Origin of the sequence: Vibrio sp. FF145, from assembly GCF_041439075.1 — a bacterium.
Lineage (GTDB): Bacteria > Pseudomonadota > Gammaproteobacteria > Enterobacterales > Vibrionaceae > Vibrio > Vibrio tasmaniensis_A.
This window is the reverse complement of sequence record NZ_JBGONH010000062.1, coordinates 12,820-27,264: the sequence shown is the minus strand read 5'-3', so window position 1 is coordinate 27,264 and position 14,445 is coordinate 12,820. Positions and strand designations below refer to the sequence as shown.

Sequence of the window (14,445 nt, the reverse complement as noted above, 5' to 3'; positions counted from 1 at the left end):
CCACAACGGTATGCTAAGAACAAAAATGCCGTTCACTCTTAAGTGAACGGCATTACCCAAACGGGAGGCTTTTTTGTGCCTACTGTTTAAGGTCAATGAACCCGGTTCGTTCTATTCTTCATCGAATAGCAGAAATAATCGCAATTAACGGACGGTTCTTATTGTGCAAAGGCGAAGAATTGTGGATGATTAGCAACAATGATCTTTCTATCTTTGACAGGCGCTGTAAGCGACCATTTTCATTGGTACAAAAGATAACTTTCTCTGACAATACTAAATACATAGAGGTGCTATAGATGAGTGAAGCTGAGGCTCGTCCATCGAATTTCATTCGCCAAATTATCGATAAAGATTTAGCGGATGGTACACACAGTAGCGTGCATACTCGTTTCCCGCCGGAGCCAAATGGCTACCTGCACATTGGTCACGCTAAATCTATTTGCTTGAACTTTGGTATTGCTCAGGACTACCAGGGACAATGTAATCTTCGTTTCGATGATACAAACCCTGAAAAAGAAGACGTTGAATACGTTGAGTCAATTAAGAATGATGTAAGCTGGTTAGGCTTTGAATGGTCTGGTGATATTTGTTACTCATCAAACTACTTCGATACGCTTTACGCTTATGCTGTGGAATTAATTAATAAAGGCTTAGCGTACGTTGACGAGCTAAGTCCTGATCAAATCCGTGAGTACCGTGGCACGCTAAAAGAGCCAGGTAAAGCGAGCCCATACCGTGATCGCAGCCCTGAAGAGAACTTAGCGTTGTTCGAAAAAATGCGTGACGGTGGCTTTGAAGAAGGTAAAGCGTGTCTACGTGCTAAGATCGACATGAGCTCTTCATTCATGGTTATGCGCGATCCTGTTATCTACCGTGTTCGTTTTGCTCACCACCATCAGACTGCAGACAAGTGGTGCATTTACCCAATGTACGACTTCACTCACTGTATCTCTGATGCGCTAGAGGGTATTACGCACTCTATCTGTACTCTTGAGTTCCAAGACAACCGTCGTTTGTATGACTGGGTTCTAGATAACATCACGATTGATTGCCAACCTCGTCAATACGAGTTTAGCCGTCTGAATCTTGAATACACGGTAATGTCGAAGCGTAAGCTCAACCAACTTGTGGTTGAAAACCTAGTTGAAGGTTGGGACGATCCACGTATGCCAACTATCTCTGGTTTGCGTCGTCGTGGCTTCACTTCAAGCTCGATTCGTGAATTCTGTAAACGTATTGGTGTGACTAAGCAAGAGAACATGATTGAGTTCGGTTCACTTGAATCTTGTATTCGTGATGATCTGAACGAAAATGCACCTCGTGCAATGGCTGTTCTTGACCCTATCAAGGTCGTGATTGAAAACTACGACGCTGATACAGTAGAAACATTGACGGTAGCAAACCACCCGAACAAGCCAGAAATGGGTACTCGTGAAGTACCATTTACACGTGAAGTTTGGATTGAGCGTGATGACTTCCGTGAAGAAGCAAACAAAAAGTACAAGCGTTTGGTTCTAGGTAAAGAAGTTCGTCTACGTGGCGCTTACGTGATCAAAGCTGAACGTATCGAAAAAGATGCAGAAGGCAACATTACGACTATCTTCTGTTCTTACGACAATGAAACATTGGGTAAGAACCCTGCAGATGGCCGTAAAGTGAAAGGCGTTATTCACTGGGTATCTGCTGATAAAGCGTTGCCTGCTGAGATTCGTTTATACGATCGTCTATTCACAGTGCCAAACCCTGCTGCTGCAGATGATTTCGCTGCAACGCTAAACCCTGAATCACTTGTTACGCTAAACGGTTTTGTTGAACCTAGCCTAGCAGAAGGTGTGGCAGAGCAAGCGTATCAGTTTGAACGTACAGGTTATTTCTGTGTAGATTCGAAAGACTCTAAAGCAGACGCGCTAGTATTCAACCGCACGGTTGGTCTACGTGACACTTGGGGTAAAACTGAGGCTTAATGGCTTTGTTTTTCTCTACTCTGTTTCTCGGAGCTTAGTTTCTCAAGAGACGCTTAATAAAAAACCGGCTTAGAGCCGGTTTTTTTTGTGCCTGGGAAATAACCAAATTGTGGGCCAAGCTACTGTGATTCTTAATACAGTATCAGCCCAAATAAAAAACGCCGGCCTAAGCCAGCGTTCTGTGTTACTTCTTCGCTTTATGTGCGTCTGGGTTGCCTTTGCAATCCCCAGTGATGCTTTTACCATACAGATACAAACTGTGGTTAGTTAGCTGTACATTGTAGCGTTGAGCGATTTCTTTTTGTCTTTCTTCGATAAGATCATCAGAGAACTCGATAACTTCACCGCAGTCTAAACATACTAGGTGATCGTGGTGATGCTGTGTTGAAAGTTCGAATACAGACTTACCACCTTCAAAGTGGTGACGAGTTACAATGCCTGCATCATCGAATTGGTTTAGTACGCGATAAACGGTCGCAAGACCAATCTCTTCACCTAAGTCGATCAGCTTTTTATATAAATCTTCAGCACTAATATGTTGGCAATCTGGTTGTTGTAATACTTCTAAAATTTTGAGCCGTGGGAGGGTCACTTTAAGACCAGCATCTTTTAGCGCTTGATTATTGTCTGACATATACTTTCCTGTTGATGATCTGCAGCAATTAACAGAATTCAATATTAATACCATTATAGTTTAGTCAGGCATAACAATAAACCACGAACTTCAAAGGGTTACTCACTGACATCACAATCTGTTTTGTAAATTGGAAGTATCTCACTTATAGTGGAGGTACGACCAGCCAGGTGACGGTGTTTTTTGATATGAACATGGATTGTTGTTATGAATAAGCAACTCGCAAAAATATATAAACCTAATATTGTAAAATTTGCACTCAATATTTGGCCTCCCTTTTGGGGCTCGGGAATTCGAATAGCCCACATTAGCGCTGACTTTAGGGTTGTTAAGACTGTGCTCAAGTTGCGGTGGTGGAATAAGAACGCTAATCGGACTCAATATGGCGGCAGTATCTTTTCTCTTACCGATCCCGTTTACTCGTTAATGTTAATGGGGATTTTAGGTGAGCGATATTATGTTTGGGATAAAGAGGCGAGTATTAACTTTATCAAGCCTGGTCAATCCGACTTGTATGCAGACTTTGAGATAAGCCAAGGGCAACTTGAGGATATCTATCGTCAGACACAACTTGGTGAGAAGTGTTTCCCCGAATTTATCATCCACGTTAAAGATAAGCAGGGAAGTGTGGTTTCGGAAATTCAGCGAACTCTCTATGTGAGAAAGAAGCCACAATTTAGAGAGGATGACGAAGCATTAGAAGCTGAGTGTTGATTGATAAATATTGAATAGAAAAAAACCTCCTATAAGGAGGTTTTTTCATATCTACATAACGGTCATTAATTGTAACAATTAATGACCGCTAATGAATTAGTCTTCAAGCTCTGCTAGGCACATCTCTTCGTGGATTTGTTTAACCCAGTTAGATACACGCTCATCAGTCAGCTCAGGTTGACGGTCTTCATCGATACATAGACCAACGAACTGGCTGTCATCGCCTTCAACTAAACCTTTCGATGCTTCGAATTCGTAGCCTTCAGTTGACGTGTGACCTAGGATAGTACCGCCTTTTGCTTCAACGATATCACGGATAGTACCCATAGCATCGCAGAAGTATTCTGCGTAATCTTCTTGGTCGCCACAACCAAAAATAGCAACAAGCTTAGTTGAGAAATCAATAGCTTCTAGCTCAGGGAAAAAGTCATCCCAATCACATTGTGCTTCGCCGTAGTACCACGTAGGGATACCAAGCAGCAGCAGATCGAAGTTATCGATATCTTCTTTGCTGCTTTTTGCAATGTCTTGAACTTGAACGAGCTGCTTGCCCAATTGCTTTTGAATCATCTTAGCAACAGCTTCAGTGTTACCTGTATCGCTACCAAAGAAGAGACCTACACTTGCCATAGAATCATTACCTTTCATTTTGTCTGTTGTCGGTGTAATAAAGTTCGGAGGAAATCGTTAGATTCCAGTTCCTTCCCAGCTTAGTTGGATTATCCCTTTTGCGATAAAGCCTGCGCAGCCAAGGAAAAGTACTAACCATACGATACGACGACCAAATGCAGGAACATTTCCCTGCTTTAGAACGTCTTTAATTGCCATTCCGATTAGAAAGAAAATCGCGGCAAACAGAAGATCTAAACCAACAGATTCAATGATGTTCATGTAGTCGTAAAGCATGGGAACCTTATATACCAAATTTGCTTGGGCGCACTATATCACTGTTGTGAGATAAAGTTAATCTGCTGTGATTACACAGCTCTCATTTATATCGACTAATCAACCTATCTAAGTGATGAATTTCCTTATTGCACGGAGCACTTCAGCGGGCTTTTCCGCGTGTAGCCAATGTCCAGTATTGGCGATAACATGTGCCTTTGCGTTGGAAAACTGCTGTTGAACGGCGGTTTGATGTTCAGCCGTCAGGTAATCTGAGTCACCACCCTTGATTAGCAAGGTTTTGACCGAGGTTTTGTCAATCGGTTCCCAACCAATAATCTGTGGGTAGTTGTTTAATAGCGAGGCAACATTGAAACGCCATTCCATGATGCCTTGTTCTGATTTGAACAAAGATTTCGTTAAGAACTGGCGAACCCCATCAATTTCGATATGTTTTGCGAGGACCTTAAGCGCCTCTGAGCGTGATGTCGGTTTTTCTTCTATCACAGCTTGTAGGCCTGCGAATACGTTGTCGTGACGACTTTGGGTGTACGCGACTGGTGCCATATCTAAGACAATCAATTTACGCAGCGTCAGGTGCTGTGTCAGTGCCATCGCTACCTTGCCACCCATCGAGTGACCAATCACAGTGACATCTTCTAGCTCTAGAACATTCAGCAGTTGAGCCACATCTTGTGCCATAGCTTGATAATTATGAGTGTCATTATGGAAAGATTGACCGTGGTTACGTAGATCGATGCTAAGTACCTGATGATCGGCTTTTAGATCCCTAGCGAGCAAGCCAAGGTTGTCCAAATTTCCGAATAATCCATGGATCAAAACAATGGTGTGACCCTCACCTTCAATTTTATAGTTGAGCTGTACTGACATTTTTATCTTATTCATGGTGGGTTTGACGTAGAGTATCCGCGCGGATCTCGCTATAATCCCTCAGAGTTTAAACATTGAGATTGTGAAAAGCGAATGAAAACAATTGAGGTTGATGAGGACCTATACCGTTTTATTGCGGGTCAGACAGAACGTATTGGCGAAAGCGCTTCAGATATTCTGCGCCGCTTGTTACTGGTTGATAACCAAGGCACGGTTCCGATCGAAGAGATCGTTGAGCCAAAAGGTATCGTTGTTAGCAAAGAGGTAGGCTTTACTCCAGAGAAGTTCGATGGCGTTAAAGAAATGCGCTCACTACTAATATCAGATGAGTTTGCATCACTAAAGAAAGCCATTGATCGTTTCATGCTTGTGTTATCAACACTGCATAAAATCGACCCTTTAAGCTTTTCAGAAGCAACTCAAGTAAAAGGCCGCAAGCGTGTTTACTTTGCAGACAACGAAGCGACGTTGTTAGCAAACGGCAACACAACTAAGCCTAAAGCTATTCCACAAAGTCCTTTTTGGGTTATTACGAATAACAATACAAGCCGAAAAAGACAGATGGTTGAACAGCTTATGAGCCGCATGAATTTCCAAGCAGAATTGATAGAAAAAGTAACAGGTTCAATTTAACGAAATCTGATTTAAACCTCATAATATCCATGGCTAAGAAGATATTATGAGGTTTTTTTGTTTTTAAATTTTATATAAGGATGTCGATAATGGCTATGCACCCTCGTGCCGGGCAGAAAGCTCAGCAGGAAGATCTTCATAATATCCCGGCTTTAGTTGCAAACTATTTCTTACAGCAACCGGATGCTACTAACCCAGATCATAAAGTACTGTTCGGCACTTCAGGTCACCGCGGTACAGCAGACAAATCAACATTTAATGAAAACCACATTCTAGCGATCGCACAAGCGGTTGCTGAGGTTCGTGCCGATCAAGGTACAACAGGCCCACTTTTCTTAGGCAAAGATACTCACGCTCTATCTGAGCCTGCTTTTTCTACGGTTATTGAAGTGCTAGTTGCAAACGGCGTTGAAGTTATCGTTCAAGAAAACAATGGCTTTACTCCAACTCCAGGTATCTCGCACGCGATTCTTACGCACAATCTAGTGAATGATAAAAAAGCTGACGGCATTGTTATCACGCCTTCACATAACCCACCTCAAGACGGGGGCATTAAATACAACCCGACACACGGTGGCCCTGCTGAAGCTGAACTGACTCAAGCGATTGAAGATCGTGCGAATGTGATCATTGCTGAGCAAATGCAAGGCGTTAAGCGCACTCCTATCGCACAGGCTAAACAGTCTGAGCTAGTGAAAGAAGTTGATTTAGTTGCTCCTTACGTTGCTGACTTGGTTAACGTGGTTGATATGGAAGCAATCCAGAAAGCAAACATCAAGATTGGTGTTGATCCACTGGGTGGTAGCGGTATTGATTACTGGCGTCAAATTGGCAAAGCGTACAACCTAGACCTGACTCTGGTCAGTGAAGCTGTTGATCCTTCGTTCCAATTTATGTCTCTAGACAAAGATGGTGTGGTTCGTATGGACTGTTCTTCTCCATACGCAATGGCAGGTTTACTAGCACTTAAAGACGACTATCAATTAGCGTTTGGCAACGACCCAGACTACGATCGCCACGGCATTGTTACGCCAAAAGGCTTGATGAATCCAAATCACTTCCTAGCGGTGTGTATTGACTACTTATACCGTAACCGTGAAGGTTGGGGTAAAGACGTTGCAGTGGGTAAAACATTGGTATCAAGTGCTCTGATTGACCGCGTTGTTGCTGACTTAGGTCGCGAGCTTTGCGAAGTGCCAGTGGGATTCAAATGGTTCGTTGATGGTCTTTATAACGGTCAGTTTGGTTTCGGTGGTGAAGAGAGTGCGGGGGCATCTTTCTTACGTAAAGACGGTACGCCTTGGTCAACAGATAAAGATGGCCTGATTCTTTGCCTACTTGCCGCTGAGATCACAGCAGTAACGGGCAAGAACCCACAAGAATACTACGAAGAACTTGCCGCTAAACATGGCGAATCTAAGTACAACCGTATTCAAGCAGTAGCTAACGGCGCACAAAAAGACGTGCTTAAGAAGCTATCTCCAGAGATGGTTTCTGCTGAGACGCTTGCTGGTGATGCGATTACTGCACGCTTAACGCACGCTCCAGGTAATGGTGCTGCGATTGGTGGCCTAAAAGTGACGACTGAAAACGGTTGGTTTGCTGCTCGTCCATCAGGTACAGAAGACATCTACAAGATCTACTGTGAAAGCTTTAAAGGTGAAGAGCACCTGAAAGCAATCGAAGCAGAAGCTCAAGAGATTGTTAACCAAGTATTTGCAGCCGCTGGCCTATAATCGAATACAGATTAGTAGAGCCATCAAGTAAATAGTGAAAGGGTTGATGTGAAAGCATCAGCCCTTTTTATTTGTCTGTGAGTAAGTGGCTAAGACTAAATCAACTCAATGGCTGAATAGATTAGCCGTGTGGCCAGCTTTGTGGCATCACAAACCAAAACTGTCCTGATTTGGTTTGTCCATGAACAAAGCGGTCACCAAACTCGGTGATGGGTTTACCGCTGAAATCATCTGTCCCAGCTGCCCATTGCTCTTTGGTGAGAGGGTAGAGCACTTCAGTAATTAAATGAGCTTGGTTTTGATAGCACCAAAAACCGTTTACTTGGCTTGAATTAATTTCGTAGCCCAAACATTCAGTAGGTACTTTTTGATCTAAGAAGGGGTTGGTATATAGACGCCCCTGCATGAGGAGATGTTTTGAGTCGACATCGATCTCTGGATACTGTTCAATAAAGGCGGCTGAAGATGACATACCAAGCTGGTGGCTTAGCATCCTATCGAGCTTCTTATCCAATTGATCATGAGAGTTTGGCCCAAACCATGTTTGTTCATGGAGCAGGTAAAACTTAATCGCCACTTCCCAATGTTGCAGTTTTTGGCTGCTCTCTTCTTCAAGAATAAAGTCGATTGCACCGAGAGTTCTACCTTCCACATTGATCTGAATCTCGTCGTGCTTTATCGAGTAATTCGGTGAGGCAACGATGACTTGTTCGCATAGATGCTGGTAGAGGAAACCTAATCTAGGATTACCATCATAAGTATGTGATGAGTCGATGGCATGGTGGCTAGAGAATGCACTGAGATCCGAAACCGGTGGCTTGATTTCTAGTAATGGCGGTGAGTCGATGACCCATTGGTAAAAACATTGCAGTGCTGTCATCTCTTCCTCATAAACTAGCTCTTTATAAACATAACCCTGGGGCTTTCGACATTCTACCCGTAAATTGATATAACGACGTTATTATAAAGGTAAGCTGGAAAGAAAAATGAATAACTTACAATTAGAAAAGCTACTTAACGAAAAACTGCAGCCACAGCAGATTAAAGATTACTGTCCTAATGGTCTTCAAGTTGAAGGTGCAACAGAAGTGAAGCGAATCGTTACTGGTGTGACAGCTTCTCAAGCCTTGATTGATAAAGCGGTAGAACTGAACGCAGACGCTTTGTTAGTCCATCACGGCTTTTTCTGGAAAGGCGAGTCAGAAGCGATTCGTGGCATGAAGGGCAAGCGCATTCGTACCTTGATTAAAAATGACATCAACCTTTTAGGTTATCACTTGCCGCTTGATATCCACCCTGAGCTTGGTAATAACGCGAAACTGGCGGAGTTACTTGAGATAGAAGTCGAAGGCGGTTTGGAAGGGCACCCACAATCCGTTGCGATGTTTGGCAAGTTGAGTGCGCCAATGACCGGTTCAGAGTTCGCAGAAAAGATTGGCCAAGCTTTGAACCGCAAGCCATTACACATTGCTCCAGAGAACCAAGACAAAATGATTACGACTGTCGGTTGGTGCACCGGTGGTGGTCAAGATTACATTGAGTTAGCGGCTTCTCAAGGTATTGATGCATTTATCTCTGGTGAAATTTCAGAGCGCACAACTTACTCAGCACGTGAACAAGACATTCATTACTTTGCCGCAGGCCACCACGCAACAGAACGTTATGGTGTGAAGGCATTAGGTGAGTGGCTAGCGAAAGAGCATGGCTTAGCTGTTGAGTTTATCGATATCGACAACCCGGTATAAAAAGAAAATATGGGATGTAGGATACGAGTCACTATAAATTTGTACCCGTCGATGAGACTGGCTAGTTAGAACTCTAATGGATTTTATTTCGAGAGATCTCAAGTAATTCGTCATTCCCTAGACTGACGAAGGAAGGAGTAGGGAATCTCTAAAAGCTTGTCGATACAATTAGTGAGATCCCCAACTCGCTCGTCCCTCACTCTTGAGGATGACGGAGTTGAGAGCATATAAAAGAAAAGGGTTGATGTTAATACATCAACCCTTTTTGATTTTAATCGATTAGAAAAGTCGAAACTTTACTATTCGCGCTCGTGTAGAGCTTGGAAATCACGCTGTTCTTCACCAGTGTACAACTGACGAGGACGACCGATGCGGTTCGTCGGATCGCTGTGCATTTCGTTCCAGTGTGCAATCCAACCGATAGTACGAGACATCGCGAAGATTACTGTGAACATTGATACCGGAATGCCGATCGCTTTCAGAATGATACCAGAGTAAAAATCTACGTTCGGGTATAGTTTCTTCGATACAAAGTACTCATCAGAGAGAGCGATGCGCTCAAGTTCCATTGCTACGTCAAGTAGTGGATCTTGAATGTTCAGTTCTTTAAGTACTTCGTGGCACGCTTCGCGCATTACCGTTGCACGTGGATCGTAGTTCTTGTAAACACGGTGACCGAAGCCCATTAAACGGAATGGGTCATCTTTGTCTTTTGCTTTTGCTACGTACTCTTCAATGTTGTCTACGCTACCGATCTCTTCAAGCATCATTAGACAAGCTTCGTTAGCACCGCCGTGAGCCGGACCCCACAAAGAAGCGATACCAGCAGCAATACAAGCAAATGGGTTTGCGCCCGAAGAGCCAGCTAAACGAACTGTTGACGTTGAAGCATTTTGTTCGTGATCTGCGTGTAACGTAAAGATTTTGTCCATTGCGCGAGCAACAACAGGGTTCACTTCATATTCTTCACATGGATTCGCATACATCATGTGCAGGAAGTTTTCTGCGTAGCCTAGGTCATTGCGTGGGTAGATAAACGGTTGACCGATAGAATATTTGTAACACATTGCAGCCAGTGTTGGCATTTTTGAAATTAGGCGGTATGCCGCAATTTCACGGTGTGTGTCGTTATTAACATCTAATGAATCATGATAGAACGCAGCAAGCGCACCTACCACACCACACATAACAGCCATTGGGTGAGCATCACGGCGGAAGCCGTGGAAGAAACTAGCAATTTGCTCATGAACCATGGTGTGACGCGTGACAGTCGTCTTGAACTCTTCGTATTGAGCTCGAGAAGGAGCTTCGCCGTATAAAAGAATGTAACAAACTTCTAAGTAATCAGCGTTATTGGCCAGTTGATCAATTGGATAACCACGGTGTAGAAGGATACCTTTTCCACCGTCAATATAAGTGATTTGCGATTCACAAGATGCAGTGGCAAGAAAACCAGGATCAAAAGTGAAAAAACCATTAGAACCCAGTGTACGAACGTCGATGACTGGAGTACCAAGTACACCTTCTGTAATCGGCAATTCGATCGGCGCTTGACCTTCAATATGAAGGGTAGCTTTCTTATCCGCCATAACAATCTCCTTTGTTATTATTAATCCGTCCAGGATGTTTATGTGCCATTTTTTTACTGGTCTTACGTCAGAAAGTCAATTTTTCTGCAGCTTTGTGTGCACTTGTTAGTGTTTTTCACATTAAATTCGTTAAAAGTCTGTGCTGTGTAGCATTATTTGTTGCATCAATTGTATTAGAATGTTGCCAGCCGTATAGTGGCGCTGAAAAGTTTGGTTAAAACCTTATAAATGCAAGGCTAAGAAGAAATGTGAGGTGTCTTCGGAAACCTAGCTGTTAACAATTATTTTACAATTATCTAAGGCTCAACTTACGTTACTTGTTAAGTTAATGTTAAATTTTGAGGGTTTGCAATCAAATTTTGTCCATAACAATACATAAGGTTATTTAATGACCATCATGCTCAATGGAGCTGAGTGAGCGAGCCCGTGAAAGAAAGAAAGACAAGACCTGTTAATTTAGATTTACAGACCATCCACTTTCCTATCACAGCAATAGCTTCCATCCTACACCGTGTGTCTGGGGTGATTACTTTTGTTGCGATCGGAATTCTGCTTTGGTTACTATCCATTTCCCTCTCTTCCCCTGTAGGCTTTATGGAAGCTAGCGACATTGTCGACGGTTTCTTCGTGAAGTTTATTCTGTGGGGCATTTTAACCGCTTTGGCTTACCACATTGCTGGTGGTATTCGTCACCTTCTTATGGACCTTGGTCACTTTGAAGAGCTGGAATCTGGCGCTAAGAGCGCGAAGGTTGCATTCGCAGCAACAGCGGTATTGTCTCTACTAGCGGGGATCTTAGTATGGTAAACAACGTTTCTACTTTTGGTCGTAATGGTGTGCATGATTATCTATTGATTCGTGCAACAGCCATCATTATGACGCTTTACACTATCTACCTAGTGAGCTTCTGTGCTTTCTCAGGTGATATTTCTTACGCATCTTGGACGCAATTCTTTGGTGGTACTTTCACTAAAGTCTTCACCATGTTAGCGCTTACTTCAATTTTGGTTCACGCGTGGATCGGCTTGTGGCAAGTACTAACTGACTACATCAAATGTGCAAAATTGCGCGTTGGTCTTCAAGTCGGTGTTGTTGCGGTTCTTCTAGGATATTTCTTCTCTGGTCTGTTTATTTTGTGGGGTGCGTAAGTGACTATTCCTGTTCGTGAGTTTGATGCTGTAGTAATTGGCGCTGGTGGTGCTGGTATGCGCGCCGCGCTACAAATTTCTGAGCAAGGCCTATCTTGTGCGTTGCTTTCTAAAGTTTTCCCAACTCGTTCTCATACTGTATCTGCGCAAGGTGGTATCACCGTTGCTCTTGGTAATGCGCATGAAGATCACTGGGAACAACACATGTACGACACGGTAAAAGGTTCCGATTACATCGGCGACCAAGATGCTATCGAATACATGTGTAAAAATGGTCCTGAGTCGGTTATCGAACTAGAAAAAATGGGTCTTCCATTTTCTCGTTTTGATAACGGTAGTATTTACCAACGTCCGTTTGGTGGCCAATCTAAGAATTTTGGTGGTGAGCAAGCGGCTCGTACCGCAGCGGCAGCCGACCGTACTGGTCACGCACTGTTACACACGCTTTACCAACAAAACATTAAACACAAAACGACGGTTTTCTCTGAGTGGTATGCACTGGATCTTGTTAAAAACGAAGATGGTGCAATCTTAGGTACTACCGCGCTTTGTATGGAGACGGGTGAGGTTTGCTACTTCAAAGCGAAGGCAACAATCCTTGCTACTGGTGGTGCTGGTCGTATTTACGCATCAACAACCAATGCTCACATTAACACTGGTGACGGTGTTGGCATGGCGATTCGTGCAGGCGTTCCAATGCAAGACATCGAAATGTGGCAGTTCCACCCAACGGGTATCGCTGGCGCAGGTGTTTTGGTAACAGAAGGTTGTCGTGGTGAAGGTGGTTACCTTCTCAATAAAGACGGCGAGCGCTTCATGGAACGTTATGCTCCGAATGCTAAAGATTTAGCTGGTCGTGATGTTGTAGCTCGTTCGATGATGGTTGAGATTCGTGAAGGTCGTGGTTGTGATGGTCCATGGGGTCCACACATCAAGCTGAAACTCGATCACCTAGGTAAAGAGACGCTTGAATCTCGTCTACCGGGTGTATGTGAGCTTTCTCGTACGTTCGCTCACGTTGATCCTGTTAAAGAACCAATTCCTGTAATCCCAACGTGTCACTACATGATGGGTGGTGTTCCTACACAGGTTTCTGGTCAAGCAATTAAACAAACTGAAGACGGTACAGACGTTGAAATTCAAGGTCTATTCGCTTGTGGCGAAATCGCTTCAGTATCAGTACACGGTGCAAACCGTCTAGGTGGCAACTCGCTACTTGATTTGGTTGTGTTCGGTCGTGCGACAGGTCTTCACCTTGGTGAGACTTTGAACAAACAAGCTGAAGCAAAACCTGCAACTGAAGCTGACATTGAACGTTCACTAGAGCGCTACAATCGTTGGGAAAACAGTACTGACGGTGAAGATCCTGCGGTAATTCGTAAAGACCTTCAGCAATGTATGCAGAACAACTTCTCTGTATTCCGTGAAGGTAAAGCGATGGCTGACGGCTTAGAAGAGCTGAAAGTGATTCGTGAGCGTCTTAAAAATGCACACCTTTCAGACAAGTCGACTGAGTTCAACACGCAACGTATTGAGTGTTTAGAGCTTGAAAACTTGATGGAAACGGCATTCGCAACCGCGGTTGCAGCAAACTTCCGTACAGAGAGTCGTGGAGCGCATGCTCGTTTCGACTTCCCAGATCGTGATGATGAGCAATGGCTATGCCATTCTCTGTACAACCCTGAATCAGAAAGTATGACTAAGCGTGGCGTGAACATGGAACCTATCCATCGTGAAGCATTCCCGCCGAAAGCACGTACGTACTAAGGAGATATGACCATGAAACTGAATTTCTCTTTATACCGTTACAACCCAGATGTGGACCAGAAACCTTACATGAAAGAGTACACCCTAGAGGTGGAAGAAGGTTCTGACATGATGCTTTTGGACGCGCTTATTCTTTTGAAAGAGCAAGATCCAACGATTTCATTCCGTCGCTCATGCCGTGAAGGTGTATGTGGTTCTGATGGTTTGAACATGAATGGTAAAAATGGATTGGCGTGTATCACGCCACTGTCTGCACTTTCTGGCCAAGATAAGATCGTAATTCGCCCACTTCCAGGTTTGCCTGTTGTGCGTGACTTAATCGTAGACATGACTCAGTTCTACGATAACTACGAAAAAGTTAAGCCGTTCTTAGTGTCTGATGGCAATGTGCCACCGGCTCGTGAAAACCTACAAAGCCCTGATGAGCGTGCTCATTTAGATGGTTTGTATGAATGTATTATGTGTGCATGTTGTACGACTTCATGCCCATCATTCTGGTGGAATCCAGATAAGTTCATCGGACCAGCTGGCCTACTTGCAGCATACCGTTGGCTAATAGATAGCCGAGATACGGCGACAGACGAACGTCTGTCCGATCTTGATGATGCATTTAGCGTTTTTCGTTGCCATGGCATAATGAATTGTGTAAGTGTTTGTCCTAAGGGATTAAATCCGACGAAAGCGATTGGTCACATTAAGACCATGCTAGTGAATCGTTCGGTTTAAGTTATATAAAAAT

15 protein-coding genes are annotated in these 14,445 nt (G+C 43.7%); 9 read left to right on the top strand and 6 right to left on the bottom strand.

Translation table 11 applies throughout. The annotated features are described in order from the left end of the window. The first annotated feature begins 296 nt into the window (after nucleotides 1-296). Nucleotides 297-1,964: a glutamine--tRNA ligase gene (gene glnS, locus ACED42_RS19010; protein ID WP_012604539.1), complete on the top strand. Its 1,668-nt coding sequence runs from the start codon at nucleotides 297-299 to the stop codon at nucleotides 1,962-1,964. A 184-nt stretch (nucleotides 1,965-2,148) separates the two neighbouring features. Here glnS and fcrX read toward each other — a convergent pair whose 3' ends face one another. Then, nucleotides 2,149-2,598, bottom strand: a complete 450-nt coding sequence (gene fcrX / locus ACED42_RS19005; protein ID WP_004734226.1) for a ferric iron uptake transcriptional regulator FcrX — start codon at nucleotides 2,596-2,598, stop codon at nucleotides 2,149-2,151. A gap of 207 nt (nucleotides 2,599-2,805) precedes the next feature. On the opposite strand from fcrX, the gene ACED42_RS19000 reads away from it, so the two are divergent. Next, entirely contained in the window at nucleotides 2,806-3,312 is a 507-nt protein-coding gene (locus ACED42_RS19000; protein ID WP_009847330.1) for a DUF4442 domain-containing protein, read from the top strand. Between the two features lie 96 nt (nucleotides 3,313-3,408). Here ACED42_RS19000 and fldA read toward each other — a convergent pair whose 3' ends face one another. The 3 genes from fldA to ACED42_RS18985 form a co-directional block, all read right to left on the bottom strand. After that, nucleotides 3,409-3,942 carry a flavodoxin FldA gene (fldA, locus tag ACED42_RS18995; RefSeq protein ID WP_009847329.1) on the bottom strand — a complete coding sequence of 178 codons (534 nt, stop codon included), beginning with the start codon at nucleotides 3,940-3,942 and terminating at the stop codon, nucleotides 3,409-3,411. 57 nt (nucleotides 3,943-3,999) lie between these two features. Next, nucleotides 4,000-4,218: a DUF2788 domain-containing protein gene (locus tag ACED42_RS18990; protein ID WP_009847328.1), complete on the bottom strand. Its 219-nt coding sequence runs from the start codon at nucleotides 4,216-4,218 to the stop codon at nucleotides 4,000-4,002. 108 nt (nucleotides 4,219-4,326) lie between these two features. Next, nucleotides 4,327-5,088, bottom strand: a complete 762-nt coding sequence (locus ACED42_RS18985; protein WP_012604537.1) for an alpha/beta fold hydrolase — start codon at nucleotides 5,086-5,088, stop codon at nucleotides 4,327-4,329. A 93-nt stretch (nucleotides 5,089-5,181) separates the two neighbouring features. Here ACED42_RS18985 and seqA point away from each other — a divergent pair, with 93 nt between their 5' ends. Together seqA and pgm are read left to right on the top strand one after the other, a co-directional pair. Continuing rightward, nucleotides 5,182-5,721 (top strand): replication initiation negative regulator SeqA, encoded by a 540-nt coding sequence (gene seqA / locus ACED42_RS18980; RefSeq protein ID WP_012604536.1) that lies wholly within the window; start codon nucleotides 5,182-5,184, stop codon nucleotides 5,719-5,721. 89 nt (nucleotides 5,722-5,810) lie between these two features. Further along, complete coding sequence (pgm, locus tag ACED42_RS18975) at nucleotides 5,811-7,457, top strand: phosphoglucomutase (alpha-D-glucose-1,6-bisphosphate-dependent) (protein ID WP_029222966.1); 1,647 nt, start codon at nucleotides 5,811-5,813, stop codon at nucleotides 7,455-7,457. A gap of 121 nt (nucleotides 7,458-7,578) precedes the next feature. On the opposite strand, the gene ACED42_RS18970 is transcribed toward pgm, so the two are convergent. Beyond that, nucleotides 7,579-8,337: a DUF1853 family protein gene (locus ACED42_RS18970; protein WP_017100866.1), complete on the bottom strand. Its 759-nt coding sequence runs from the start codon at nucleotides 8,335-8,337 to the stop codon at nucleotides 7,579-7,581. Between the two features lie 106 nt (nucleotides 8,338-8,443). Between ACED42_RS18970 and ACED42_RS18965 the strand changes: the two genes are divergently transcribed. Next, nucleotides 8,444-9,202, top strand: coding sequence for a Nif3-like dinuclear metal center hexameric protein (locus ACED42_RS18965; RefSeq protein WP_017100865.1), 759 nt, complete (start codon nucleotides 8,444-8,446; stop codon nucleotides 9,200-9,202). 299 nt (nucleotides 9,203-9,501) lie between these two features. Here the strand turns inward: ACED42_RS18965 and ACED42_RS18960 are convergent, their stop codons facing one another. Beyond that, on the bottom strand, nucleotides 9,502-10,791 hold the full coding sequence (locus ACED42_RS18960; RefSeq protein WP_004734217.1) for a citrate synthase: 1,290 nt from the start codon (nucleotides 10,789-10,791) through the stop codon (nucleotides 9,502-9,504). 414 nt (nucleotides 10,792-11,205) lie between these two features. Between ACED42_RS18960 and sdhC the strand changes: the two genes are divergently transcribed. The 4 genes from sdhC to ACED42_RS18940 are packed head-to-tail and all read left to right on the top strand — an operon-like array spanning nucleotide 11,206 to nucleotide 14,432. After that, entirely contained in the window at nucleotides 11,206-11,598 is a 393-nt protein-coding gene (sdhC, locus tag ACED42_RS18955) for a succinate dehydrogenase cytochrome b556 subunit (protein WP_012604532.1), read from the top strand. After that, nucleotides 11,592-11,939, top strand: a complete 348-nt coding sequence (sdhD, locus tag ACED42_RS18950; RefSeq protein WP_004734215.1) for a succinate dehydrogenase, hydrophobic membrane anchor protein — start codon at nucleotides 11,592-11,594, stop codon at nucleotides 11,937-11,939. The genes sdhC and sdhD overlap by 7 nt, the downstream gene beginning before the upstream one ends. Next, nucleotides 11,940-13,706 (top strand): succinate dehydrogenase flavoprotein subunit, encoded by a 1,767-nt coding sequence (gene sdhA / locus ACED42_RS18945; protein ID WP_009847321.1) that lies wholly within the window; start codon nucleotides 11,940-11,942, stop codon nucleotides 13,704-13,706. 12 nt (nucleotides 13,707-13,718) lie between these two features. Further along, nucleotides 13,719-14,432, top strand: a complete 714-nt coding sequence (locus ACED42_RS18940) for a succinate dehydrogenase iron-sulfur subunit (protein ID WP_009847320.1) — start codon at nucleotides 13,719-13,721, stop codon at nucleotides 14,430-14,432. The last annotated feature ends 13 nt before the right edge of the window (nucleotides 14,433-14,445 follow it).

Coding starts and splice junctions, on each gene's coding strand:
- glnS (WP_012604539.1), top strand. CDS start 297: ATGAGTGAAGCTGAGGCTCGTCCATCGAATTTCATTCGCCAAATTATC.
- fcrX (WP_004734226.1), bottom strand. CDS start 2,598: ATGTCAGACAATAATCAAGCGCTAAAAGATGCTGGTCTTAAAGTGACC.
- ACED42_RS19000 (WP_009847330.1), top strand. CDS start 2,806: ATGAATAAGCAACTCGCAAAAATATATAAACCTAATATTGTAAAATTT.
- fldA (WP_009847329.1), bottom strand. CDS start 3,942: ATGGCAAGTGTAGGTCTCTTCTTTGGTAGCGATACAGGTAACACTGAA.
- ACED42_RS18990 (WP_009847328.1), bottom strand. CDS start 4,218: ATGCTTTACGACTACATGAACATCATTGAATCTGTTGGTTTAGATCTT.
- ACED42_RS18985 (WP_012604537.1), bottom strand. CDS start 5,088: ATGTCAGTACAGCTCAACTATAAAATTGAAGGTGAGGGTCACACCATT.
- seqA (WP_012604536.1), top strand. CDS start 5,182: ATGAAAACAATTGAGGTTGATGAGGACCTATACCGTTTTATTGCGGGT.
- pgm (WP_029222966.1), top strand. CDS start 5,811: ATGGCTATGCACCCTCGTGCCGGGCAGAAAGCTCAGCAGGAAGATCTT.
- ACED42_RS18970 (WP_017100866.1), bottom strand. CDS start 8,337: ATGACAGCACTGCAATGTTTTTACCAATGGGTCATCGACTCACCGCCA.
- ACED42_RS18965 (WP_017100865.1), top strand. CDS start 8,444: ATGAATAACTTACAATTAGAAAAGCTACTTAACGAAAAACTGCAGCCA.
- ACED42_RS18960 (WP_004734217.1), bottom strand. CDS start 10,791: ATGGCGGATAAGAAAGCTACCCTTCATATTGAAGGTCAAGCGCCGATC.
- sdhD (WP_004734215.1), top strand. CDS start 11,592: ATGGTAAACAACGTTTCTACTTTTGGTCGTAATGGTGTGCATGATTAT.
- ACED42_RS18940 (WP_009847320.1), top strand. CDS start 13,719: ATGAAACTGAATTTCTCTTTATACCGTTACAACCCAGATGTGGACCAG.